A 23,221-nucleotide genomic window follows, 5' to 3' on the forward strand; every position below is an offset into this window, starting at 1 on the left:
GCTTGATTCTCATCCAAACCAAAAAAGCAGCCGTCTCGCTTTGAAGTGAGACGACTGCTTTTTTTCGGTTCATATCTTTTTACACGTACGTTTTGCCGGCATAGTTCGCGACTACGTCACGAATCAGCATATAGGCTTCCCCGTTCGTGAGCCGCTTTGGATCTCGGATGGACGAAACTGTATCCTGCTTCACCACGCCCCGGGCGAGCAGCTCCTGCATGGTCGGCGGCGGCTTCCGCGGCAAGCCCATAGCCGAGCCGAGGGCCGCCGCCGCTTTCTCCAGCGTGAGCGGAGCTTCGGCCGGATTGCTTATACCCTGGAGCGAATCGGCAGCCTTTCCTTTAAAATAGGCCGCATGCACTCTCCCTACGCCGTTCAACTGATTGACGAACCGCTGGGCATTCGAGACGCCGTCCAAGTCGAAACCCTCATTTTTTTCCCCGCCTACGGTCAAACTCATGCTCACCGCCGCTTTCAGTCCGGCATAGGCTTTATGCTTCACATAAGCGGGAGGATCAATGAGGAATGGCTTCAGTTCCATCCCCTGCTTGTTCAATCTTTCTTGCAATGCCGCAATGTCCTGCTTGGACTCGGAGAGCTCGCGGAACGACAGCCCCTTGTCTATAACCAGCTTAGCCGCGGCTCCAGCCGCCTGCCCCGTTGCCATGCCGACCGGGATGACGCGCGCGCTGCCGTGCGGCAGCGTATCGAAGCTGGCCGAACGGCCCACCACCAGCAGCCCGTTTACCTCGCGGGGCAGGATACTGCGGAACGGAATCGCATACTGCACCGGATTCATCATGATGGCACCGCGGTCTTGATAGCTCGTGCTCTGGATATCGACATTATAAGAGCCGAAAGCGATGCGGTCCCATTGATCGCGGTTATCGAGCACATCGGTCATGGTCAGACGGTATTGGCCCTTCATATGCCGGGTTTCCCGCACGTACAGCTCCGGCGCCATTCCGGCCAGTTCGAGGTCGGCGAACTCTTTGAAATTTTTCTGCATATAATCGACCACAAGCGGAATTTCTTTCTTTCCGATCTCAAAAGCTTCTTCGACCGATCCGGGGTCCAGCGGATTGATGCCGAAAATTTGCAGCGCGTTAATGAGAATCGTCTCGTCATTTTGCCTCCCGATATTAAGTCCCCGCATGCGAACCTTGTCTTTGTTGCTTGACGGATACTCCCACATCTCGGAGAACCCCCATCCGCTCATCCGGTCAATACCGGTATCCTTGTGCCTGCCGAACGATTCCCATACCTCCTGCGTAACACCCCGCAGCTTAAAGACCAGCGTGACCGCCATCTGGGATTTCGGATCGCCGATATCCTCTCTCCCTATGGTGAACGATACGCCTGCGGCCGCGGCAATATCGGCATCCTGCGTTGCGTCGATCACGGCTTTCGCCTTCACATGATGCCTGCTGCCGTCCTGCCGGATGACCTGCACGCCGGTAACCTTGCGCATGCCGTTCTGGCCGACAACAACAATCGGTTCCATCGTCTTCACCTTCATGAGAAGATCGATGTTCGGTTCCTGACGGACCAACTCGTAGAACGCATTGGCGGCCGTGACAACATCGAACGACGTGCCTTCGATGCGGTCGTACCACTCCTGAAAAATCCCTTTGTTCAAAAAGTTGTGCTTGCCCGGAACAAGCGAAGAATCGGGGGAATAGTTATTATCCAGGCTGTTCAACCAGCCTAGCGTCATCAAGCCGCCGAGAATCTCTCGGTTTTGTCCATCCACCAACAGCACGGACAGGCCATTGCGCGCTGCCGAGACGGCGGCCGCCACGCCTTCCGGATCGGTGCCGGTCACGATGACATCGTAGGCCTCTTTCATCTGAGAGACAGTGCTTACTTGCAGCAGCGGCTTCATTTCCCCGGGTCTGACAGTTTTGTCATTGCTGTACCACCACAGCCAGCCTCCGGCGATGATCACCAACAGCAGGCCCAATCCTATCGTTATTCGAAAGCTGGTTTTTGTTCGATTCGCCACCTCTAAGCGCACACTCCGTTTCGGCTCGATCTACTTACGTTGTATTGGACGCGCCGAACCGACGATTTGTTCCAGAAAACCGCAATTTTTACAAAAATGAAAGAGTTCGACGAGGCCGGTTCGTTGAATTCGTACCCCCAAGCTTACAAGAGTAACGCGACAGCTGACTTTTCTGTATAATAGAGTCAATAATCACTGGAAGGAGGCACTACTTTATGGGAATCTATGATAAAGATCCGTTCGTGAGAAGTATGGAGCTGAGGCGGGAAAACGTGCCGTCTTTTGCCGAATATCCGTTTCACCTCCCGGCTTTGCGCCAGTTGACCACCTTGCACTTCCATCCCAAGGTCACCTACATCATCGGCGAGAATGGCATGGGCAAGTCCACGCTGCTCGAAGCCATCGCCGTTGCCTGGGGCTTCAATCCCGAAGGCGGCAGCTTGAACTTCAATTTCGCGACGCACGAATCCCACTCGGAGCTGCACCGGCATATCCGTCTGGTGCGCGGGATCGATAGGCCAAGGGACGGCTTCTTCTTCCGGGCGGAAACCTACTACAACCTCGCGACCAATATCGATCGGTTGGATAGCGAACCGTCGCCCGCTCCTCCCATCATCAATTCGTACGGCGGCAAGTCGCTGCACAAGCAGTCGCATGGCGAATCGTTTTTTGCGGCCTTCCTTCACCGTTTCGGAGGCAACGGGCTGTATATTCTGGACGAGCCGGAAGCGGCGCTATCTCCCTTGAAGCAAATGTCCATGCTCGCCCGCATCCACGCGCTGGTCAAGAAGAATTCGCAGTTCATCATCTCGACGCATTCGCCCATTCTGATGGGCTATCCGGATGCTCTGGCTTATTATTTGACGCCGGACGGAATCGAGCACATAAATGTGGAAGAAACCGATCACTATATCATTATGAAGCAATTTCTGCATAATCGGGAACGCATGCTTAGAGAGCTTTTTGCCGACGAGGAATAACGAAAAAAGAACAGGCCCGGTTCGTTCCGGTACGCTGTTCTTCGTTTTTTTGCGGGATTATCTGGTTCGAACCGTCGCTAAACGGAATCTTCATTCTTTTGTACGCCGAAGCGTTCCTCGCGGCGGTCAATTGGGCCCGGGCTTCCGGCAACCGGCGGATCGATCTGCACGGCCTGCTCGGTCGTCCGCGTCTGGTGCAGGTCGGTAGCCCCGGCCGCATGAGTGCCCAGATCCTCCAGTTCGGCATTGCCTGCACGATCATGCACTTGGCTCATTCGAATTCCCTCCTTATCGTGAACTACCTATATTTTGCAGTTTGCGCTAACATTTCATACCTGAAAAGCGTCTGTTTTCCGGCCGGATACGAAAAAAACCGGCGATACCCGAAGGCGATCGCCGGTTCCCGATGGTTAATGTACGAGAGCTTGCAGCAGGCTTTGTCCCATTTGAACTTCATTGTTAAACTCGTCTTGATATTCGTTGATGATATCCGTGCTGAAGCCTTTAGACTCCAACTCACCTCTTACGCTATCGAGAATGGCGTTGAATTGAGCTGTTTTTTCGTTAAACGTGCTTTCTCCCTGTTGGAAAATTCTTGCTCTTTCCTTGGAGTTTTTCGCCTGCTTGGCTTGAATGGCGATCCCCATCAATTCCTGCTTGCTTTCATTACGGAGATGGATGAGCTGCTGAGTCGCATTTTTCGTGATTTCCTTGTACTCTTTATCCTTCTCCTTATCGCCGTTACCGTTACCATTCCCGTTGCCGTTGTCGTTGTCGTTTCCGTTACCGTTGCCGTTTCCGTTTCCGTTTCCGTTGCCATTACCATTGCCGTTACCATTTCCGTTTCCGTTTCCGTTTCCGTTGCCTTTACCATTGCCATTGCCTTTACCATTACCGTTTTCCTTATCCTGCTTTTCCTTTTCTTGCTTCTCTTTCTCCTGTTTTTCCTTCTCTTGCTTTTCTTTTTCCTGTTTTTCCTTCTCTAGCCGCTCTTTCTCCTGCTTTTCTTTCTCTTGCTTCTCTTTCTCTAGCCGTTCCTTTTCCCGCTTCTCTCTCTCCTGCTTTTCTTTCTCCAATCGCTCCTTCTCCTGCTTCTCTTTCTCCTGCTTTTCCTGCTCTTTATCTTTCTTCGGCGGTTTTGGAGTGCTCCAGCTGCCAAAATTCATCTCGAACCATTTGTCCAGATTAAACTGTTCTCCGAGGAGCACATTCAAGTTGATCACGGTAGGCCCGTTAAAATGGACCAGTGGCGACTGGTTCTCAAATGTTAGCGATGCCGCTTCGGCTTTCGGCGCAGATAGTGCCGGCGTCGTCAAGGCTGCCGCGATCACGACTGCAAGAAACTTTGTCAAGGTGGCTTTCCTTTTTTTCATAGCTTTCTCTCCCTTAATTTTATAAAATTATGCAGAGCTCATTTTTTCTCCTGAAGAGACTCCTCGTAGCTTTTGCCCTTGCTCAAACCATATTTCGAAGCAATCGCAATCAGCTCGTCGTACTCCTCTTCCGAAAGCTTTTCCAAGATCATGGCCTTGGCCTTCCTTTTATCCTCCAAGGAAACGCCTTGTTTAAACATATTTTGTAATTGTTTTAAATCATTTCCATCTAATTTCTTAAGCAACACAGTTGTAATTTTGACTTGCTCAGCCAGCGAAATTTGATCCTGCACTTCCTTCGCTTTGCCTTCGGATATTTCAGCCTTATAGCCTGTACTGCCCGACTTCGGGTCGGACGGCTTGCCAGCTGCCTGCGGGACCGTGGCCGGTGCCTGCGCTGGCGACTGAGCCTGCTCCGCTTTCCCCGACAGTACCGGGGAATCGCCCGGCTTCCGGACGGAATCCTGTCCGGAAGTGGGCTTCGGAGCCTCCGCCAGCTGCTGCTGCGATACCGGAGGCTGCTTGGAGGCCGGAGCCTGGTGCGCCGGATCGGTCCGCTTCTCCGGATCGTTCACCGGCCGGCTTTTCGCTGGCGCTTCTTCCGCCAGACTGGCAAGAGCCGCCGTCATCCGTTCCTGCAACGCATGAAGCGCCCAATATCCGCCGGCAAGCAGCAGCAACACGACCACCGTCCCGACCGCCAAGGCCTTTTTCATTCTCGTCTTCATGGAACCTCCCCTCTTCGAAGCGCACTGTTCCGTCTGATTTTGCGGAACATCGCCAGGCATAGGATAAGAACCACCAAGCCAAGGAATCCGCCGATTGAATCCAATACAATATCCTGCATTGCGCTGGTACGCTCCACACTTCTCGCTTGATTCCATTCGTCCGCCGAAGCTATGCCAATCACATAAACGATCGCAAGCAATAGCTTGAAGCCAAGCTTCCATCGGGTTCGAACCAACGCGAACAAAGCACAAACTGCCAGCATCGCATATATGAACAAATGCGCACCTTTACGAAACAAAAACTCGATAAATTCAAACGGCTGCTTCCTGGCTTCAATCGTAGAATGATGATAGTGAATGGTCATTTCAGGTACAACGCTAAGCATCCCCTCCTTCGTGAACCAATTATGTAATATTGGCTGTATACTCTGCTTATGGTAGGACTGGGAAGAGAAGTGAAAAATAAGCAGCGTCCACAGCAATACAGGAACAAGGGTAAGGAGCTTAGTAATTGACCGGATGGGATTCACTCCTAGCCGTCAATACTGCCGGCCTGCCAACCGAATGGTAAACAAAGCCGTGTTCGTATATTTCCTGGAGCGAGAAGCAGTTGCGCCCGTCCACCAGGAACGGATATTTCAGCAGCTTGCGAACGGAAGCAAGATCCATGCCCGCAATCTCATCCCACTCCGTTAAAATCAGGCAGGCGTCGCAATCCGTCACTGCCGCCTCAACGCTGTCAAAATAGGCCACCTCGGCAGGCAACAGCGCCCGGGCGTTCGGAATGGCGATCGGATCGTACGCTTGCACGATAGCGCCCTTTTTCACCAGCTCGTCGATAATGACAAGCGACGGAGCGCAGCGCATATCGTCCGTATTCGGTTTAAAGGCAAGCCCGAGCACCGCAATCCGCCTTCCGGCATAGTCGCCGAACAAATCCTGCAGCTTCTTCAGCATCACGTACGGCTGCGTCTCGTTCGTAGAAATAACAGATTTCAGCAGCGTAAAATCATACCCGGCCTGATCGGCCATATGGGCGAGCGCAAACGTATCCTTCGGAAAGCAGGAGCCTCCGTAGCCGATACCGGCCTGCAAAAATTTCCCGCCGATCCGGCTGTCCATCCCCATGCCTTCCGATACTTGGGTCACGTCGGCCCCGACCCGCTCGCACAGATTGGCGATGGCGTTGATAAACGAAATTTTCGTGGCCAGAAATGCGTTGGCCGCATATTTGATCATCTCTGCACTTTGCAGGTCCGTAATGAAAATTTTCGTCTGCAGCGGTTCGTGCAGCTTCGCGATGACCTTGGCCGCCTTGTCGCTCGTCGCCCCGATCACCGCCCGCTCCATGTTCATGCAATCCGCAATTGCCGAGCCCTCGCGCAGAAACTCAGGGTTGGACACGACATCAAAATGAACGCGTTCGTTGATCCGATTGTTGGCGACGATCGTCCGCACCAGCTCTCCCGTACCGACCGGCACCGTACTCTTGTTGACGATAATTTTGTACGTGTTCAAATGCTTACCGATCGTTTTGGCTACTTCCTTCACGTAGCGCATATCCGCTTCGCCGTTCTCCGCCATAGGCGTGCCGACCGCAATATAAATGATGTCGGAATCTTCAATGGCCTCGCCGATTTCGGAGGTGAAGAAGAGACGGTTTTCCGCCACGTTCTTCGCGACAAGCTCCTTTAAACCCGGCTCGTAGATGGGAATCTCGCCGTTTTGCAGCATGGCGATTTTGTCCTTGTTCACATCGCAGCAGATGATGCGGTTGCCTATTTCGGCAAAGCACGTTCCCGACACCAGACCGACGTATCCCGTACCAATCACTGTTATATTGTGCATAACTTATTTCGCCACCTTACTGTAAAATGAAGGCTCGCTTTCATACAGCGTCCGGATATAGTTCATCACGTCATTGCGCAAATCGTCGCGCTGCAGCGCGAAGTCCAACGTCGCTTTGATAAAGCCGAATTTGTCCCCTACGTCGTGCCGGGCCCCTTGGAAATTGTAGGCGATGACCGGCCTTTTCTCGTTCAACCGCTTCAGCGCGTCCGTCAGCTGGATTTCGCCGCCCGCACCGGCCGGGAGACCCTCCAAAATATCGAAAATGTCAGGTGTCAAAATGTACCGGCCCATGATGGCATAGTTGGAAGGAGCCGCTTTTTTCGAAGGCTTCTCGACCAGCGTCTCCAGGAAGAACACCTCTGGCTCGATCGACGATCCCCGGGGAGCGATGATCCCGTATTTGGACACGTCCTCGTCGTTCACTTTTTGCACGCCAACGACCGAGGAGGAATACCGGGAATGGACGCGAATGAGCTGGCTCAGGCACGGCTCGCTCGATTGCACGATGTCGTCGCCGAGCAGAACGGCAAAAGGCTCGTCGCCGACAAAGCTGCGCGCGCACCAGATCGCGTGACCGAGACCCTTCGGCTCTTTTTGACGGATATAGTGGATATTCGCCATCTCGGAGATCGCTTGAATTTGCTCAAGCTCCTTGTTCTTGCCCTTCTTCGACAGCGTCTCTTCCAGCTCAAACGACTTGTCGAAGTGATCCTCGATGGCCCGCTTTCCGCGTCCGCTAATAATCAGGATATCTTCGATCCCGGAGGCAATCGCCTCTTCGATAATGTATTGAATCGTCGGCTTGTCCACAATCGGCAGCATTTCTTTCGGCTGGGCTTTGGTTGCAGGCAGGAAGCGCGTCCCCAGTCCCGCTGCCGGAATGATCGCTTTACGCAATTTCATGAGTCATACCTCCGCATACGAGTGTTTTGACGATCTCAATCACTTTCGCTTGCTCGGTTTCAGTCAGACTGGAGCCGGAAGGCAGGCAAATGCCCTGCTCGAACAGCCGGTCGGATACGCTGTGCCCCTCCTGATGCGGATAATAGACGCAGCCTTGGAACAGCGGTTGCAGATGCATCGGCTTCCACACCGGTCTGGACTCGATGTTCGCCTCCGCGAGCGACCGGATGATGTCCCCCGACGTCGTTGTCGCAGCTTGCGGGTCGACGGTCAATGCCGTCAGCCAACGGGTCGCCTGGCCGAAAGACGCCTCCGGCATAAACTCGATGCCCTCCATAGAACCAAACGCTTCGGCGTAGTTCGCAAAGATGGCGCGCCTCGCTTCGATTCGCTCGGGAAGCTGATGAAGCTGACCGATGCCGATGCCGGCGAGCACGTTGCTCATCCGGTAGTTGAACCCGACCTCGCTGTGCTCGTAATGCGGTGCAGGGTCCCGGGCCTGAGTCGCCCAATATCTGGCCTTCTCCAAAGCTTCGAGGTCGTCCGACACCAGCATGCCTCCGCCGGAGGTGGTGATAATTTTGTTGCCGTTGAACGAGTAGACTCCGAACCTGCCCAGCGTTCCGCTGGCCCGCCCTTTGTACGTCGCGCCCAGCGATTCGGCGGCATCCTCGATGACGGGAACGCCGTATTGGTTGCATAAGTCAAGCAGCGGGTCCATGTCTGCGCTTTGCCCGTACAGATTGACGACAACGACCGCTTTCGGAAGCTTCCCGGCACGCTTAGCTTCAGACAGCGCGCGCTCCAGCGCTTGCGGAGACATATTCCAGCTCTCCGGCTCGGAGTCGATGAAGACCGGCTCCGCCCCTTGATACATCACCGGATTTACGCTGGCGACAAACGTTAAGCTTGAGCAGAACACGCTATCCCCGGCGCCGACTCCAAGCAGCCGCAAAGCCAAGTGGATGGCCGCCGTACCGGAACTGAGAGCCAAAGCTCCGCTGGCTCCGACATACCCGGCAATCTCTTTCTCAAAGACATCGACGTTGGGCCCTAACGGCGCGATCCAGTTGGTGGCGAAAGCTTGCTGCACCCATTGCTGCTCTTCTTGCCCCATATGCGGGGGAGACAGGTAAATCCTTTGATTCAGCGACATTTCGCTACGCCCTCCTCTATGCAAGCTGATCCGGTTGATCAGCGTATTTGATTGGTTTGGCGGGTACGCCTACGGCCGTGCATTGAGCCGGAATGTCGTGGGCGGCAACCGCTCCCGCTCCGAGCGTGCTCCAGCCGCCTATCATTAATCCTTCGATCACTTTCGCGCCAAGCCCGATATGCGTTCCGTCTCCTACCGTGACATCGCCCGCTAAGGCTGCGGAGGGAGAAATATGCACGAAGCTTCCGAGCGTGTTCTCGTGCTCGACGATGGCGCCGGTGTTGATGATGCACTGAGCGCCGATCCTCGCGCCATGATTGATGACGGCTCCCGGCATGACGACCGTACCGCCGCCGATCGTCACCCCGCTTCCGAGCGTCGCCCTCGGATGAATCAACACCGCGTAGCGGGATTCGGGGTACCCGAGCCGCTCCATGACGGTATGTCGGGTGCGATTATTGCCGATGGCAATAAACAGCCGGCAATCGTCGTCCCGGAGCAGCTCCGCCATGTTCGCCACCGGCCCGTGAAGGATGCCGTCCTGCCTAAAGCTGTGCGTATATTTGTCGTCGCCGATCCCGGCCAGCTCATAGTCCCCCTGGCCCCGCATCACATCGAGGACGACCTTTCCATGACCGCCTCCGCCGATCAGGACGAGCTTCTTCATGCTAGAATCCCTCCACCTTCCGGTTGCCCGTAAATTTGCTCGTCGTGGCATGTCCCACCTGCTGAACGCCGTCGGCACGGAATACCTTCTTCACCGTCATCCATAGGATTTTCGCATCCAGCATCAGCGACGGGTGGTCGGTGTACCAGACGTCCAGGGCGAATTTTTCTTCCCAGGAGATCGCGTTTCTTCCGTTCACCTGAGCCCAACCGGTAATGCCCGGACGGACCCAATGCCGCTTCTGTTGCTCCTCCGTATATAACGGCAAATATTCCATCAGGAGCGGCCTCGGCCCGATCAGACTCATATCTCCGCGCAGCACGTTGAACAGCTGAGGCAGCTCGTCCATGCTTGTTTTGCGCAGCAGCTTGCCGAAGGTTGTCAGCCGTTCAACGTCCGGCAGCAGTTCGCCCATGCTGTCCTTCCGGTCGTTCATCGTGCGGAACTTGTACACGTGGAACGGCTTGCCGTGAAGCCCGGGACGCTGCTGTCGGAACAGCACCGGCGAGCCCAGATTCAGGCGGACCAGCAGCGCGACAAGGACGAACAAAGGAGCGAACGCGACGACCGCCGTCAGAGCAGCGGTGAAATCGAGCACGCGCTTGATGCGCTGCACGGATTTTCGTTTACGGGCCGTTTTCTTCTGCTCGATCTCCCCGTACATGCGATGCAGCCGCCCAACGACCGCCTGCTCCGTATATTCGCGCTCGATCACGCTGCGCGCTTCGCTGCCGAATTGCTTCAGCAGCTCGTCGCTTCCGAGCAGCTTGTGCAGAGCGTCGGCAAACGGCTCGGGCTGCTTATAAGGGGACAAAAATCCGGTCTCGTTATGCTTCACCAGCTCCCTTGTTCCGAGAACGTCGCTGCCTACCGCCGGTTTGGAGAAGGCCATCGCTTCCATCAGGAAGCGGGGGATTCCTTCCTTCTCGGAAGAGAGCACGACGATATCCGCCAGCTTGATCCAAGGGTAAATATAGCTCTGATGCCCAATCAGCCTCACTTCCTCCTCAAGGCCCAGCTCCATGATCTTCCTTCGGATTTCCGCTTCGAGCGGACCTTTCCCGGCCAGGACGCAGCAGAAGTCATGCACATGCTTGTCTTTGAGCAGTCGAAGCGATTCCAGCAGAAAGGTATGATCTTTTACGGGCTCGAGCCGGGCCGCCATCAGGATGATTTTCTTTCCTTCGGGGATGAGCGCCTCCTGCCGCACCCGGTCCAGTTCGGCCTGATCGATACGGTAACGGAACTCGTCCAGCCGGTTCAAATCGACACCGTTCCCCTCGTAATAGACCGGCTTACCCGGCGCCAGCTCCTGCAGCTTTCCCATGTCCTCGCGATTTTGCGAGGAAAGCGCGTCACAGAACAGCGCGCCCAGCTTCTCAAGGCTGCGGTAGGTGAAGCTGGTTATCCATTTCTGTCCGTCGAAAAACGGCAGTCCGTGGCTCGTATGCAGGATTATCGGCGTTCGGGCCAGCCACCCGGCCACCCGGCCGATCAGTCCGGCCTTCGCCGTATGCGTATGGACGATATCGAACCGCTCGCGCCGAAGCAGCGAACGCATCTGACGGATCGAACGAAGATCGTCCAAAACATGAATTTTCCGGTTCATCGACACGAAATGGAGCTTCAGGCGGTATCGTTTCATGAACTCCTCGTCATAACCGTCGGGAGACGAAATCAGATGAACCTCATATTCCGCCTTCTGCAGCACCTCCATCTTGTCCGCCAAAATTTTATGGGAGATAGCGCTTGTGCAAATATGAGCGACCTTTTTCATACGGTTACCTCTCGATAATATTGGCAGTACCAATCGGTAAACGCCTTTATTCCGGTTTCGATGCTAGTCTTGGGCGTGAAGCCGACCTCCTGCGCCAGCTCGTCGATATCGGCATATGTTGCCTGCACGTCGCCGGGCTGCATCGGCTTGAATTCGATCACCGCCTCTTTGCCGAGACATTCCTCGATCGTATGAATGAACTTCATCAAAGGAATAGGCCGATTGTTGCCGATATTATAAATTTTATAGGGCGCGTACGAGGAGGACGGGTCCGGCTCCATCCGGTTCCAGCTGTCGTTGTGCGCCGGAGGACGGAACAGCAGGCGCACGATGCCTTGCACGATATCGTCGATGTAGGTGAAATCGCGCATCATCTGGCCTTCATTAAACACTTGAATCGGCTTGCCTTCCATAATCGCCTTCGTGAACGAGAAATACGCCATGTCCGGTCTTCCCCAAGGCCCGTACACCGTGAAGAAGCGCAAGCCCGTCGTCGGCAATCCGTACAGATGGCTGTACGTATGGGCCATCAGCTCGTTCGCTTTTTTCGTGGCCGCATACAGGCTGACGGGATGATTGACCGCATCTGTCGCAGAGAACGGCATTTTCACATTCGCCCCGTAGACCGAGCTGGAGGACGCATAGATAAGATGCGGAATGCGATGCTTGCGGGAGCTTTCCAGCATATGCAGAAAGCCGGTTATGTTGGAGTCGATGTACGCCCCCGGATTGACCATGGAATATCGCACGCCGGCCTGGGCTGCAAGATGTACAACCGCTGCAAAATCATGGGATGCGAATAACGCATCGAGCGACTTTTGATCGCGCAGGTCGAAGTTGTAATGAGCATAGGCATCATACTCTAACAATCCATTTAACCGCTCTTCCTTCAGCCTGACGTCGTAATAGTCGTTTAAGCAGTCTACTCCCACCACGGAGAAGCCTTCCTGAAGCAGCTTCGCCGATAGATGATACCCGATAAAGCCTGCGGATCCGGTGACTAAAATTTTCATCGCCGCGTCTTCCCTTCCTTCACGAATTGAGAAAACTTTTCCCAAAATTCCTGCCGTTCCTGATCCAGCTGGTTTTTCGTATAGTTCCCCGCTTTCCGATAGTTGGCTTGCGCTTGTTCGGTCATCCAGCGTGTGTCGGAGATATATTGCTCGATCAGCCGGGCCAACTGCTTGTCATTGCCGGGCTTATGCAGATACTGCGGATCGATAAGCTCCGGAATGCCCCCGGCGGTCGACCCGATGACTGGACATCCCCGGCTCATCGCCTCGACCGTCGCTCTCGGCAAGCCTTCCTGAAAGCTCGGCTGCAAGTAAAGATCCACTTGATCCAGCCACTCGAATACAGCATCGCCGCTCTGCAGAACGCCGTCGAACCGGACGTGTTCCCGCAAGCCGAGGTTGGCCGCCAGCGCTTCCCACGGCTCTTTGTCGCCTCCGCCAAGCACCCGGAACTCGAAGGCCGGCAGCTTCGGCTTTACCCGGGCCAACGCCGCCAGCGCCGTCGCAATGCCTTTCGTTTTGCCGTTCAGATTGCCGATCAGCCCCAAAATAACGGGCTTCGCCCCGGCTTCGATTTTGCGGAGACGCCGTTCCATTACCTCGGGGCACAAATCCGGAATTTCCACATCCGAGCAGCCTTCGGTATACCCGCTCGTATTCGGATACCGGTGCTGCAAAAATTGCTTCGTCACGTAGATCGCAAACGGCGCTTCCTTCACCTGCGCTTTCGTCTTCAGCGTCGCAATGGGCGCGTACGCCTTCCCTTGCAGATTTCCGTAATTCCACAACGCATCCCAAGCGCAGGCGACCATCTCCACGGCAAAAGGCTTTTTGAGCTTCTTGGCGATCGCCACCGCTTCCGAGCCGATTTCGCTTGGCAGCCGGGCAATTACCGCATCCGACTGTGCGATCGATTCGGTCAGCACACGCTCGATATAGCCTTTTTTCGTCAGCTTGTTCACCGGATTGCTGAGGGAAGGCAGCACGACAAATTCCACATTTTTGCCGCTTGATAAGCTTTTATTCGCAATTTCCGTGTCCGAAGATATTTTTTTCGCCCGGGACGCCACCGTAATTTCGTCAAATACGGTCAAATACCGTTCCCACACCGAGTAGGGCAGCTTTCCGCTGGAAAAAAATTTCCCGGAATCGTTAAAGTAAAACGTATGGTCATGCGCCCATAATACCTTCATGGTCCTCGACCCTCTCAGATAGATTTAATAGGTTTTGCCGGGACTCCGCCGACAACGGTATGCGGGGGCACCGGCTTGGTTACGACCGCTCCGGCGGCCACCACTGCCCTGCTGCCGATGTCCACACCTGCCAGAATGCGGCAGCCGCAGCCGATCCAGACGTCCGATTGAATCGTGATCGGCGCGTATTTGACCGGATTGTCGCGAATCGGCAGGGAGGCGTCATCCCAAGCGTGCTCGAATGAAATCATCGAGGTCTGATGCGCGACCGACACGTCGTTATCGATCGCAATGCCGCCCCCCGCATCCAGATAACACTGTTTATGTATGCTTACATTGCTGCCGATGGAGAGCTTCTCCCAATGCTTAATCTCAACGGACCGGCCGACGAATACGTTATCGCCGCACTTCGGAATCAACCGCTTGAGAAGGCAGTAGCGCGTTGCAAGCCCCAGGGGCTCCGGCAGCAGGTCGGTCGCGTGCCACGAGCTCTTGAGCAGAGGCTTCGGAATGATCGAGAACAGCGCCGTAAGCAGGTTCAGAAATCCTTTGTAACGATGAAATTTGTCCCTTCCTCGGATGGCAAGCCTCTCCTTTCTTGGAATGAACCGCTTTGGGCCTGAATAACCACGCGAGCGTATACGCGTTCATCATGTACAGAATGGGCACAACAGGCACTTTTTTCCGGACCATGTTATCCCCGATCGTCCCTACCCCGTACTCCAGATTCCGCTCGGTCACGGTGACGAAGCCGACCATTACCAGCGTGCAGCCGAAGGTCAGCAGCAGAATAAGGCACATCGCAAAAAACGAACGCGTTTCCTTATGGCGCAAAAACACCGTCACGGACAGTCCGAACGAGATCATCATATAGACCGCCTCCGCCGTACGCATCACAAACTCCATATCCCAATTGAACGCTTTGAACGGATTCGGAGAGATGAACAGAAAGACCGTGAGCATGAAGGAATTCAGAAGCCCGGTCGGCCCCACTTTCAAGAACACCACGCCCAGCGCACCGATGAGCATGAGCAAGGAGATTTTGAAGCTTCGGCGGAACAGCAAGTAAAAGGATAAAATATAAACGATCGAATAATCTCTGAGCATGGACGTGTAGAACAAGACGATGATGAACAAAAGGTATCGGCGGTTTAATAAAAGCTGGGTGCACAGCAGCCCCAGGAAGGCGCACGTGATGTCCTTGCCGAACACGGAGGACATATACATCAGCGCCGGACTTGCAAGCAGCCCGATAATCAGCACCGCGTTATACGTTCGTTTGCCCGCCTCCGAAAGCTCGTACGTGAAAAACTTGTCGTTCAGCCGGTACGTCATATTGCAGCACAGCACGAGCAAAAAGGAATTAAACGTAATAATGACCAGCGGATCGGCCAAATCCAGAAATTTAAAAAACGGCATGTACATGAGCCCGAACACCGGATACGCCGAAGAATCCAGCCACTTGGTCGTAATGTGCTCCGTTGCATAACGGATAAAATCGTCCAGATGCGAATAGAACGTCACCTGCCGGAAATAGCCTCTGGCGTCTGGACCAAATAAAGGGTCCGTCGTCAGGGCATACATCCCTTTGCCGATCAGCATCACCATGAGCCCGATGTAGAGCACGGCCGGCTGGTGGGGCCACTTCAGCATGACGAAAAAGGGAAGCAGCAAAATAAAGAAAAAGACAAGTCCGACATCGAGGTCCCACTGGGTTACCCATTTGGTCGTCAGCATCAACAGGACGGCGTACATCCACAGCAGCATCGTTTGCGCCAAGGGGTTATCCCTTACAAGCGGCAGCTCAACCTTCCGCTCAAGCATGATAAATGTTCTCCAACCGCCGGATGCTCTCGCGGATATCGTAGCCGTACTTTTTCAAGGAACGATGCCTCGTCTGCCAATCCGGCGCAGCCGAACGGCCCAGTATTCCCGTAATCTTGTTGACCCATACCTCGGGCTGCAGCTTAAGATGCTCCACCATACCGAACCTGAGGTCGGCTTCGGTCGGCACATGCTCCGACACGAGGCTGGGCACACCGCCGGCCTGAGCTTCGATGACGACAATGCCCAAGCCTTCGAATAACGACGGCAGCAGGAACACATCGAAAGCGCCGATAATTTCCGGAATATCTTTGCGGGCGCCTAGGAAACGGACCTGTCGCCGAATGCCCATCGTTTCCGCAAGCCGCTCCATCTCCTCGCGCAATCTCCCGTCTCCGACCAGCACGAGCTGCGCCTCAGGGACGGCCTTAACCAATAAGGAGAACGTCTCCAGCAGGAAACGGTGGTTCTTCTCTTCGCTGAACCGGCCGATATGCCCCACCACCGGAATCGACGGGTCGGTCACGCCGATACGCTGCCTGAGCCCGCTCCGATCTGTGGGCAGCTGCTCGTATGGCAGCAGATTGATCGCATTGGGCAGCAGCTCCGTGCGGGTATCTTTCCAGCAGCGGGCCCCGAAAAGCGATTCGCACGCCGGTCTGGAGCAGCCGATCAGATGCGTGCTGTGTTTTAAAATCAGCGATTTCATGTAGTGGCGGTACAAGGTGCGGAACAGCGTCGTCCGCTGTTCGGCATTCACCGTATGACTGTGGCACACGCGAACCGGGACGCCGATCTCCTTGGCCAGCTTCAGCACATACCCACTGAATTGGAAAATATGGCTGTGAATGGCGGCATAGGGACCATTTTCTCTCACGTTATGCAGGAATTGTTCCCGGAACGGGCCAAGCCCTTTCCGGGGATGCGGCTGCAGCAAAATCTTCCCGCCGAGCTCGCGAATCTCGCGGTCGTAGAACCCTTCGCCTTCCAACTGGACCGCAAAATGAAACTCGAACCGTTCCCGGTCGATGTTCCTGTAAATATTCATCAGCAGTGTCTCGACACCGCCGGGGTCCATTTTTCCGACAACATGCAATATTTTAATCGCGCTCATCTTACCCTCCCGGATGACTGAATCCTTTGGCTATGATTTGCTTCCGATACGTCCCGGCATCCACACGCCCGTAACGATCTGCATGGATTGCTTGACCTTGTACATCATGCTGAAATAGCAGAACGCCGTCGACAGCAAGTTCGCCAAAGCCGCTCCGATCATGCCGAGGCTCGGAATCAGCAGCAGATTAAACGCCACATTCAGAACGGTAGAAATCATCAAGATCCGGCTGGACGCGCGCTGCTGCCCGGTCATCGTCATAACCGTTCCGGATTGCCCGCAATAGGAATGAACGAGATGGCTCAGCGAGAGCAGAATAAGTGCGGTAGCACCCGCTTTGAACTCTTCTCCGAACAAACCCAGAATCCACTCGCCCAGCAGCAGAATCGTAACGAACACCAGACCGGCAAAAGCGAACCCCGATCGGCCGGACAGTGTGCATACCTTTTGCATTTGCTTCAAGTCGCCCTTGGCATACGACTCCGAAATCATCGGGGCCGCAATCATATTAATCGATGTGATCGCAAACGAAACCATCGTCGCGATCCGCACGGCCGCCGAGAAAATACCGGACTCGCTCGTGCCGTGCATCATACCGATCATCACGACGCTAAGCTGTCCCAGAATCAAATACATGCCCGAATTCACCATCAAGGTTAGCGATTCCGACAGCCAATGCTTCGTTTGAAACCGGTGCGGATAGTCTCGCGTATGCGGCGTCAGCTTCCGGTTAAGCACCCAAGCCCCGAACAAATACGACAGTAGCATCGACCCGACAAAGATGACCATCGCTTCGAATGCGCTGGCATTGACGTGAAATATGACCGTGTAGGCGTACAAAATGACGATGACGAATACAGGACGCAGCACCTTCTCCGGCAGTTGGGCAACCAGCACTTCCTTGAGCGCCAGCAGCGAGTTTTGCCTTAAAGTTGCCGTCGCCATCAAAGGAATGATCAGCAAGCCGGTCAAAAAGGTGTAATAGAACTCGCCTCCGCTGTTCCTGTACATCACGTAAATGACAATGCCGCTAATTCCCATCAGCACGAGCGACACGAGCAAGGTCAGCTGGTTCGCCCGGCGCAGCAAGCCTTTGACTTCCCCCCACAGCTGGTCCGCCTTGTAAGAAGACACGAACCGGACAATTGCCGTATCGAAGCCAAGGTTGGCGGGAAAAGCCACGAACGTGATAACCGTCATCACAAAAGCATAATATCCGTAGCTGACGACCCCGAGCAGCCTGGCCAGCACGACCTGCATCAATACGGCCAGCCCGACGCCGGCCACATTCATCATGAAGGAGAGGGAGCCGCTTTTCGCGAGAATTCGGGAAACGTTCGTTTCCGTCCGATGTAACGTCGTCTGTTTCATAGTTACCTTCTTCTTCGTTAGTCTGAATCCCGGGAACGTCTCCGGTCGTTTCCGGACCGGTTAGGAAACGTTGCTGTACGTAGGCACCAGATGCTTGAGCACCTCGCGGATTTCCTGCTGCCCTTTGCCGAGCACCCGCTCCAGCTTGCGGATCTCGAATTCCAGCTCCGTCCGGTTGATGTTCATCGGCTTGCCGATGAATATCCGGTCATGCATCGTCGAACTGATGCCTTCTTCGTTCGTTAACAGCTCCTCGTATAACTTCTCGCCTTCCCGCATGCCCGTAAACTCGATATTGATGTCGACATTCGGCTCGAAGCCGGACAAGCGGATCAAGTCGGCCGCCAGATCGTAAATCTTCACAGGCGCGCCCATATCGAGAATGAACACCTCGCCGCCCTTGGCAAAAGCGCCCGCCTGAATGACAAGCTGAACCGCCTCCGGAATCGTCATGAAGTAACGCACCATCTCCGGATGGGTTACCGTCACCGGACCGCCTTGCCGAATCTGCTCCTTAAATCGGGGAATGACACTGCCCCGGGAGCCCAGCACGTTGCCGAAGCGGACGGCGACGAACTTCGTTTGGCTCTGCTTGTCCAGACTTTGAATGAACATTTCGGCGATCCGCTTCGTCGTCCCCATCACGCTCGTTGGATTGACCGCCTTGTCCGTGGAAATTAAGACGAACCGTTCCGCTTGGAACTGATCGGCGCACTCGGCAACATTTTTCGTGCCGAATACGTTATTCTTGACCGCCTCGGAAGGATTTCGCTCCATCAACGGCACATGCTTATGGGCTGCCGCATGGAAAACAACCTGTGGGCGATGATGGCTGAACATCTCCTCCAGCCTTGTCCGATCCTGCACATCGGCAATGACCGTCTCCAATTCGAGCTCCGGCGCAAGCCGACGCATTTCCATCTCAATCGTATAAATGCTGTTTTCACCATGTCCCAGCAGCAGCAGCTTCCGGGGGCGGAAAGGAGCAATCTGCCGGCACAGCTCCGAACCGATCGAGCCGCCGGCGCCCGTAACGAGGACGACCTTATCCTCCACGTAATTGGCGATGCCGTCCAAATCCGTTTTGATCGGATCTCTCCCGAGCAAATCCTCCACCTGCACGTCCCGCACTTGGTTCAAAGTGGTTTTGCCTGTAATAATCTCCTGCAGATGAGGAATAATTTTCAAGCGGGCTTTCGTTTGCTTGCAAATGTTAATAATGTCGGTGATTTGCGTCTTGGACACCGAGGGCATCGCAATAATCACCTCGTCGATGTCGTGTTTTTCGACAATCGCCGGAATTTGTTCCCGGCCGCCCAACACAGGGAGACCATACACCTGAAGCTTTTGCTTATAAGGGTCATCATCGACGAAAGCAAACGGCATCGTGTCGTAATGCTCGTTGCTCTTCAGCTCCTTGGCAAACAGCGTTCCGCAGCTTCCCGCTCCGACGATGAGCGCCTTCTTCGGTTCGTCGGCTCCTTGCCGCTTGCCGCCGAACTTGTCGCAGAACACTCTCCATACAAATCGGCTGCCGCCGAGCAGCAGCAGCATCGTTTCGGCGGTATGCAATGCTATCGCAAACGATACCGGCTGGGCCGAGATCACATTCGTCGCCAAGTAAGATACCAAGCTGCTGACCGCCACTGTTTTCGTCATCGAAATCAGCTCGCCGACACTCGCGTACTGCCAGATCCGGTTGTACAGCTTGAAGAGAAACATAAACGCCGTGCTCGCGATGGAAGAAATCGTTCCATACAGCAGCCACAGCTGTATCTGATCGGCCGGAATGGAGCTTTTATACGAGAAGTAAAAGGCAAAGTAGACACTGAGCCATACCATACCGAGATCGATTGCGACCAAAATTCCCGTTCTTTTGGAATAATTCATCATTCTTCCTCCCACAGGTTTTATTCGTTGCCATAGTAATAATAGGCATTGCCGGATGGCCGGGCGATTCGGTTCAGTACGACGCCCAGAAGGTTGGCCTGCACTAACTCCAATGCGTTTTTCGCTTTCTGCGCCAAATCCCGTTTGATTTTCCCGGAATCGATTACGAGAATGACGCCGTCGCACTTCGCCGCAATAATTTGCGCGTCGGTTACCGCAAGCACTGGAGGCGTATCGAGCAGGACGATGTCATATTGCCGTTTTAGCTCCTCCAGGAGCCCGGTCATTTTTTGCGAAGCGAGAATTTCCGACGGATTAGGCGGAATCGAGCCCGAGGTCATCACCTCCAGGTTCGGGATATCGGTTACCTTGATCGCCACGTCCAGCGTACATTGAGAGGTAAGCATATCCGTCAGTCCGAACCTGTTCGACAGATGGAACGTATGATGCGCCGTCGGCTTGCGCAGGTCGGCATCGATCAGCAGCACCTTCTTATTCGATTGGGCGTATACGACCGCCAGATTATTGATCGTTGTCGATTTCCCCTCCATCGGGCTGGAAGACGTAATCATCAGCGTCCGGTACAGCCGGTCGACGGATGAGAACTGGATATTCGTGCGCAGCGTCCGGTAGGACTCGGAAATCGGCGATTTGGGATGGCTGTGCGCAATGACGGGACGCCGCTTAACGGATCTGGACATTGGATAGTTCACCGACCTTTCGCTCGGAGGATAAGGACCCTTTGTTCGTTTCCAGATCCTGTTCGTCGATTTGAGTAATTAAAGCAAGCGTCGGCAAGCCCAGGTAGCGTTGGACGTCAGCTTCCGTTTTGACCGTATCGTCCATATATTCCAGCAAAAAGGCGAGCCCGACGGAAAGCATAAGCGAAGCCAGAAAACCTAGCGCGATATTCAATAACGGGTCCGGCTTAACGGGCAGAGGCTGCTTGGCCGGATCGGCTTGGTTCAACAAAATCACGTTATCGACCTTCATGATTTTCGGAATTTGGCTTTGAAACACATGGAACACGGCATTGACCATATGGGCCGCCTTCTCGTAGGACGAATCCTGAATCGAGATGGTGAGTACTTGGGTCTCGTTCACCGAGCTCAGTTTGATCTTGTTGATCAACTGCTCGGAGGTCATGCCGAATTCGGGATGCTCCTTCGCCACAATGTCCATAATGGCCGGGGTCTTAATAATTTCCTTGTAGGTCGTGACGAGCGAAATATTCGTATTTACAGAATTCAAGTCCAATTTCACAACACCGGCTTGATCGGGTGATGAGTTAATAATCAGTTTCGTCGAAGCTTCATACACGGGCTTCATGAAAAAATAGCTTACGATACCGGCAGCCGTACAACTCATCGCGACAATGAGAACAATCAGCCATAAACGCTTGCGCAATACGCTCATCACCGCTTTTAAATCGAAATCCATGGTCACGTTATAAATAGCCTCGCTTTCGTTTGATGAGATTTTCCCGATTTTCCTTTATAACGAACGATTCCTCCTAAAAAAACGCGGTAGTTGGGTAAAGAATAAGCTCTTGCGAACTTGCGGAACCGGCCTCCAAATCTCAAAGCTCCGGTCCTTGAGCAAGCATTCCGCATTATGCCGATAATACTTCACATAATCACCTCCGAGCTTTTCAGTCACGATGTCGTAGGCCCGCCGCAAATGAAACGGGCGGCGAACGGCATCATGCGCATCCGACGCGATAAAATGCACCAGATTTCTTCGGCATAGCTCTAAAGCAACCGAACGGACCTGCGGTCCGAAATACCCTGTTATGGAATGGGAGGTCACTTGCGCGAGAGCCCCGTACTCTATCAGCTTCAGCAGTTTGTCCGGCTGCTCCGCGATTTCCTTGTTGCGTTCCGGATGGGCGATGACCGCCGTCAGATCTCGAATCGACAGCTCGTGAAGAATCTCCTCGACCCGTTCGGGAAGCTTGGACGACGGAAATTCGATCAGGATGTAGGACGACCCGTTCAGAGTCAACAATTGATTGGTATAAAAATCGTCAAGCCACTGCGGGTGAGTATGAATCTCTTGACCGCTGCAAACCGTTAAAGGAATTCGGTGCCGCAAGAGCTGTTCCTGAAAAAACGACACCGCCGTTTCGACAGTTTGCGCAGGATTGTAATAGCTGCCCTTTCGATGATGAGGCGTGGCGACGATCGTCGAAATCCCTTCCTGAACGGCCAAGCGAGCAAGCTCAAGCGACTGCTCCAAGCTGGCAGGGCCATCATCCAAACCATGAAGAACGTGACTATGTATGTCGATCAATGTCTGCTTCCTCCTGCTCTATCCAGGCTAATGTAAATTATGGCACATTTTCAAAGCGAACGATGAGGGAACAGAGTTGTGTATTTGATTAGTTAAAAATGATTATTTTTCAATCATGGATACAGGATTTAACAGGCTTTTAATGTGATAAAATATACACATTGAAAAAGATTTTACCAATTAAATGTAACGTATTTCATAAAATTTATTTATTATACATAAATTTACATCCATAGTTTTTTAAAGAATGAAAGCGTTTTAATTTTCCGTGAAAATGGAGAAGACTTCTTTCAACAAAAGGCCTCGCGAGTATTATTAACAAAATATGAATCCACTTCCTTGGGTATATTTGGAATACATAATTTGGTCGATTTTGGGACTTTGGATTGAGTACAGGTAAAAACACCCAATGGCTTGGTTCAAATTGGAAAAATACGAACCTACGCGCTCCTCCCTGTAAAACGAACTATGTCTGGGTCGTTGAACACATTTTTTACTGCCCCTGAGGCCCGAAAATAGGAAGAGCATCCAGCTGGTTCATGTCTGGATGCCCTTGATTTCAGTTTAAAGTTTGCGCCTGACGAATAAGCAGATCGCCAAGCTCTGCCGGGATTTTCTGTCCTCGTAGTGCCGAAACTTCATGGATATAGGCGTGAATTTGCTTATGCTCAAGCTTTTTTACCAACGAATTAACTACACCATGGCCGCCCGGTCCTGTTACCAATTGGCGTGTCACGTTCGCAAGGCTCTCATCACGCCTGTTGATTAACCAACTTTTGGGATATCAAGACGTGAGAAATAGACGTATTTATCCAGAATCTTAGTAACAGCAATGAGCCATTCCGCCTGGAATTGATTCTCTTGCATGAGTTCCTTAAATCGGATGAGTGGCATGGACTTGCAAGCGATGATGAGCGATTTGGAATGGTCATATAGCCATCTCAAGACGACATACGTCATGAGTGCAGCGAACAACTGGTTGAATACGGCATTTTTCGTGGATCCAAACAGAACAGGGACATTCAAGTTTTGCTTGATCCATCGGAAGAAAACTTCGATGCCCCATCTTGCCTTGTACATCTCG

General features: G+C 53.6%; 24 protein-coding genes and 1 pseudogene. 2 read left to right on the top strand and 23 right to left on the bottom strand.

All coding sequences use genetic code 11. The annotated features are described in order from the left end of the window. Window positions 1-79: 79 nt before the first annotated feature. On the bottom strand, window positions 80-1,963 hold the full coding sequence (locus BLO51_RS22845; protein WP_245719783.1) for an FAD-dependent oxidoreductase: 1,884 nt from the start codon (window positions 1,961-1,963) through the stop codon (window positions 80-82). A 257-nt stretch (window positions 1,964-2,220) separates the two neighbouring features. On the opposite strand from BLO51_RS22845, the gene BLO51_RS22850 reads away from it, so the two are divergent. Next, complete coding sequence (locus BLO51_RS22850; protein WP_090675516.1) at window positions 2,221-2,985, top strand: AAA family ATPase; 765 nt, start codon at window positions 2,221-2,223, stop codon at window positions 2,983-2,985. Window positions 2,986-3,062: 77 nt separating this feature from the next. On the opposite strand, the gene BLO51_RS22855 is transcribed toward BLO51_RS22850, so the two are convergent. Next, window positions 3,063-3,260: a hypothetical protein gene (locus BLO51_RS22855; RefSeq protein ID WP_090675518.1), complete on the bottom strand. Its 198-nt coding sequence runs from the start codon at window positions 3,258-3,260 to the stop codon at window positions 3,063-3,065. A 135-nt stretch (window positions 3,261-3,395) separates the two neighbouring features. Then, complete coding sequence (locus tag BLO51_RS28770) at window positions 3,396-4,061, bottom strand: hypothetical protein (RefSeq protein WP_143006944.1); 666 nt, start codon at window positions 4,059-4,061, stop codon at window positions 3,396-3,398. A 139-nt stretch (window positions 4,062-4,200) separates the two neighbouring features. Between BLO51_RS28770 and BLO51_RS28775 the strand changes: the two genes are divergently transcribed. Beyond that, window positions 4,201-4,383 carry a hypothetical protein gene (locus BLO51_RS28775; RefSeq protein WP_143006945.1) on the top strand — a complete coding sequence of 61 codons (183 nt, stop codon included), beginning with the start codon at window positions 4,201-4,203 and terminating at the stop codon, window positions 4,381-4,383. A gap of 13 nt (window positions 4,384-4,396) precedes the next feature. On the opposite strand, the gene BLO51_RS22865 is transcribed toward BLO51_RS28775, so the two are convergent. The 20 genes and pseudogenes from BLO51_RS22865 to BLO51_RS31275 form a co-directional block, all read right to left on the bottom strand. Next, window positions 4,397-5,086 carry a hypothetical protein gene (locus BLO51_RS22865; protein ID WP_090675521.1) on the bottom strand — a complete coding sequence of 230 codons (690 nt, stop codon included), beginning with the start codon at window positions 5,084-5,086 and terminating at the stop codon, window positions 4,397-4,399. Beyond that, window positions 5,083-5,568 carry a VanZ family protein gene (locus BLO51_RS22870; protein ID WP_217266774.1) on the bottom strand — a complete coding sequence of 162 codons (486 nt, stop codon included), beginning with the start codon at window positions 5,566-5,568 and terminating at the stop codon, window positions 5,083-5,085. The genes BLO51_RS22865 and BLO51_RS22870 overlap by 4 nt, the downstream gene beginning before the upstream one ends. Before the next feature lie 22 nt (window positions 5,569-5,590). Further along, window positions 5,591-6,934, bottom strand: a complete 1,344-nt coding sequence (gene tuaD / locus BLO51_RS22875; protein WP_090675524.1) for a UDP-glucose 6-dehydrogenase TuaD — start codon at window positions 6,932-6,934, stop codon at window positions 5,591-5,593. A gap of 3 nt (window positions 6,935-6,937) precedes the next feature. Next, a complete protein-coding gene (gene galU, locus BLO51_RS22880; protein ID WP_090675525.1) occupies window positions 6,938-7,840 on the bottom strand; it encodes a UTP--glucose-1-phosphate uridylyltransferase GalU in 903 nt (300 codons plus the stop codon). Beyond that, entirely contained in the window at window positions 7,827-8,996 is a 1,170-nt protein-coding gene (locus BLO51_RS22885; RefSeq protein WP_090675527.1) for a DegT/DnrJ/EryC1/StrS family aminotransferase, read from the bottom strand. Before BLO51_RS22885 ends, galU begins: the two co-directional genes overlap by 14 nt. Before the next feature lie 16 nt (window positions 8,997-9,012). After that, window positions 9,013-9,663: an acetyltransferase gene (locus BLO51_RS22890; protein WP_090675529.1), complete on the bottom strand. Its 651-nt coding sequence runs from the start codon at window positions 9,661-9,663 to the stop codon at window positions 9,013-9,015. Window position 9,664: 1 nt separating this feature from the next. Continuing rightward, window positions 9,665-10,270 (bottom strand): sugar transferase, encoded by a 606-nt coding sequence (locus tag BLO51_RS30515; RefSeq protein WP_281180417.1) that lies wholly within the window; start codon window positions 10,268-10,270, stop codon window positions 9,665-9,667. A 120-nt stretch (window positions 10,271-10,390) separates the two neighbouring features. Further along, window positions 10,391-11,440: pseudogene (locus BLO51_RS30520) on the bottom strand (glycosyltransferase family 4 protein); the annotation flags it as partial. Continuing rightward, the gene (locus tag BLO51_RS22900) at window positions 11,437-12,453 is read right to left on the bottom strand and encodes an NAD-dependent epimerase (protein WP_090675532.1); all 1,017 of its coding nucleotides are present in this window, start codon (window positions 12,451-12,453) and stop codon (window positions 11,437-11,439) included. The gene BLO51_RS22900 and the pseudogene BLO51_RS30520, both read right to left, overlap by 4 nt. Next, on the bottom strand, window positions 12,450-13,646 hold the full coding sequence (locus BLO51_RS22905) for a glycosyltransferase family 4 protein (protein ID WP_090675534.1): 1,197 nt from the start codon (window positions 13,644-13,646) through the stop codon (window positions 12,450-12,452). Before BLO51_RS22905 ends, BLO51_RS22900 begins: the two co-directional genes overlap by 4 nt. A 14-nt stretch (window positions 13,647-13,660) precedes the next feature. After that, on the bottom strand, window positions 13,661-14,065 hold the full coding sequence (locus BLO51_RS22910) for an acyltransferase (protein ID WP_090675536.1): 405 nt from the start codon (window positions 14,063-14,065) through the stop codon (window positions 13,661-13,663). Then, window positions 14,043-15,470: a hypothetical protein gene (locus BLO51_RS22915; RefSeq protein ID WP_090675538.1), complete on the bottom strand. Its 1,428-nt coding sequence runs from the start codon at window positions 15,468-15,470 to the stop codon at window positions 14,043-14,045. The genes BLO51_RS22910 and BLO51_RS22915 overlap by 23 nt, the downstream gene beginning before the upstream one ends. After that, a complete protein-coding gene (locus BLO51_RS22920; protein ID WP_090675539.1) occupies window positions 15,463-16,584 on the bottom strand; it encodes a glycosyltransferase in 1,122 nt (373 codons plus the stop codon). The genes BLO51_RS22915 and BLO51_RS22920 overlap by 8 nt, the downstream gene beginning before the upstream one ends. 30 nt (window positions 16,585-16,614) lie before the next feature. Continuing rightward, the gene (locus BLO51_RS22925; RefSeq protein WP_090675541.1) at window positions 16,615-17,955 is read right to left on the bottom strand and encodes a flippase; all 1,341 of its coding nucleotides are present in this window, start codon (window positions 17,953-17,955) and stop codon (window positions 16,615-16,617) included. A gap of 60 nt (window positions 17,956-18,015) precedes the next feature. Then, the gene (locus BLO51_RS22930; RefSeq protein WP_090675543.1) at window positions 18,016-19,845 is read right to left on the bottom strand and encodes a polysaccharide biosynthesis protein; all 1,830 of its coding nucleotides are present in this window, start codon (window positions 19,843-19,845) and stop codon (window positions 18,016-18,018) included. Between the two features lie 20 nt (window positions 19,846-19,865). Next, window positions 19,866-20,546 carry a CpsD/CapB family tyrosine-protein kinase gene (locus BLO51_RS22935; protein WP_090675545.1) on the bottom strand — a complete coding sequence of 227 codons (681 nt, stop codon included), beginning with the start codon at window positions 20,544-20,546 and terminating at the stop codon, window positions 19,866-19,868. Continuing rightward, on the bottom strand, window positions 20,530-21,285 hold the full coding sequence (locus BLO51_RS22940; RefSeq protein ID WP_174551304.1) for a YveK family protein: 756 nt from the start codon (window positions 21,283-21,285) through the stop codon (window positions 20,530-20,532). The genes BLO51_RS22935 and BLO51_RS22940 overlap by 17 nt, the downstream gene beginning before the upstream one ends. Window positions 21,286-21,339: 54 nt before the next feature. Then, window positions 21,340-22,137, bottom strand: a complete 798-nt coding sequence (locus BLO51_RS22945; RefSeq protein ID WP_090675549.1) for a tyrosine-protein phosphatase — start codon at window positions 22,135-22,137, stop codon at window positions 21,340-21,342. 559 nt (window positions 22,138-22,696) lie between these two features. Beyond that, window positions 22,697-22,873 carry a hypothetical protein gene (locus BLO51_RS22950; RefSeq protein ID WP_174551303.1) on the bottom strand — a complete coding sequence of 59 codons (177 nt, stop codon included), beginning with the start codon at window positions 22,871-22,873 and terminating at the stop codon, window positions 22,697-22,699. 29 nt (window positions 22,874-22,902) lie between these two features. Further along, window positions 22,903-23,221: transposase (locus BLO51_RS31275; protein WP_425415824.1), on the bottom strand; the 319-nt coding region annotated here is incomplete at its 5' end.

The sequence above is a fragment of the Paenibacillus tianmuensis genome, assembly GCF_900100345.1.
Lineage (GTDB): Bacteria > Bacillota > Bacilli > Paenibacillales > NBRC-103111 > Paenibacillus_G > Paenibacillus_G tianmuensis.

Coding starts and splice junctions, on each gene's coding strand:
- tuaD (WP_090675524.1), bottom strand. CDS start 6,934: ATGCACAATATAACAGTGATTGGTACGGGATACGTCGGTCTGGTGTCG.
- BLO51_RS22885 (WP_090675527.1), bottom strand. CDS start 8,996: ATGTCGCTGAATCAAAGGATTTACCTGTCTCCCCCGCATATGGGGCAA.
- BLO51_RS22930 (WP_090675543.1), bottom strand. CDS start 19,845: ATGAATTATTCCAAAAGAACGGGAATTTTGGTCGCAATCGATCTCGGT.
- BLO51_RS22940 (WP_174551304.1), bottom strand. CDS start 21,285: ATGGATTTCGATTTAAAAGCGGTGATGAGCGTATTGCGCAAGCGTTTA.
- galU (WP_090675525.1), bottom strand. CDS start 7,840: ATGAAATTGCGTAAAGCGATCATTCCGGCAGCGGGACTGGGGACGCGC.
- BLO51_RS22850 (WP_090675516.1), top strand. CDS start 2,221: ATGGGAATCTATGATAAAGATCCGTTCGTGAGAAGTATGGAGCTGAGG.
- BLO51_RS22920 (WP_090675539.1), bottom strand. CDS start 16,584: ATGAGCGCGATTAAAATATTGCATGTTGTCGGAAAAATGGACCCCGGC.
- BLO51_RS22855 (WP_090675518.1), bottom strand. CDS start 3,260: ATGAGCCAAGTGCATGATCGTGCAGGCAATGCCGAACTGGAGGATCTG.
- BLO51_RS22925 (WP_090675541.1), bottom strand. CDS start 17,955: ATGAAACAGACGACGTTACATCGGACGGAAACGAACGTTTCCCGAATT.
- BLO51_RS22865 (WP_090675521.1), bottom strand. CDS start 5,086: ATGAAGACGAGAATGAAAAAGGCCTTGGCGGTCGGGACGGTGGTCGTG.
- BLO51_RS22905 (WP_090675534.1), bottom strand. CDS start 13,646: ATGAAGGTATTATGGGCGCATGACCATACGTTTTACTTTAACGATTCC.
- BLO51_RS22900 (WP_090675532.1), bottom strand. CDS start 12,453: ATGAAAATTTTAGTCACCGGATCCGCAGGCTTTATCGGGTATCATCTA.
- BLO51_RS22890 (WP_090675529.1), bottom strand. CDS start 9,663: ATGAAGAAGCTCGTCCTGATCGGCGGAGGCGGTCATGGAAAGGTCGTC.
- BLO51_RS22935 (WP_090675545.1), bottom strand. CDS start 20,546: ATGTCCAGATCCGTTAAGCGGCGTCCCGTCATTGCGCACAGCCATCCC.
- BLO51_RS22915 (WP_090675538.1), bottom strand. CDS start 15,470: ATGCTTGAGCGGAAGGTTGAGCTGCCGCTTGTAAGGGATAACCCCTTG.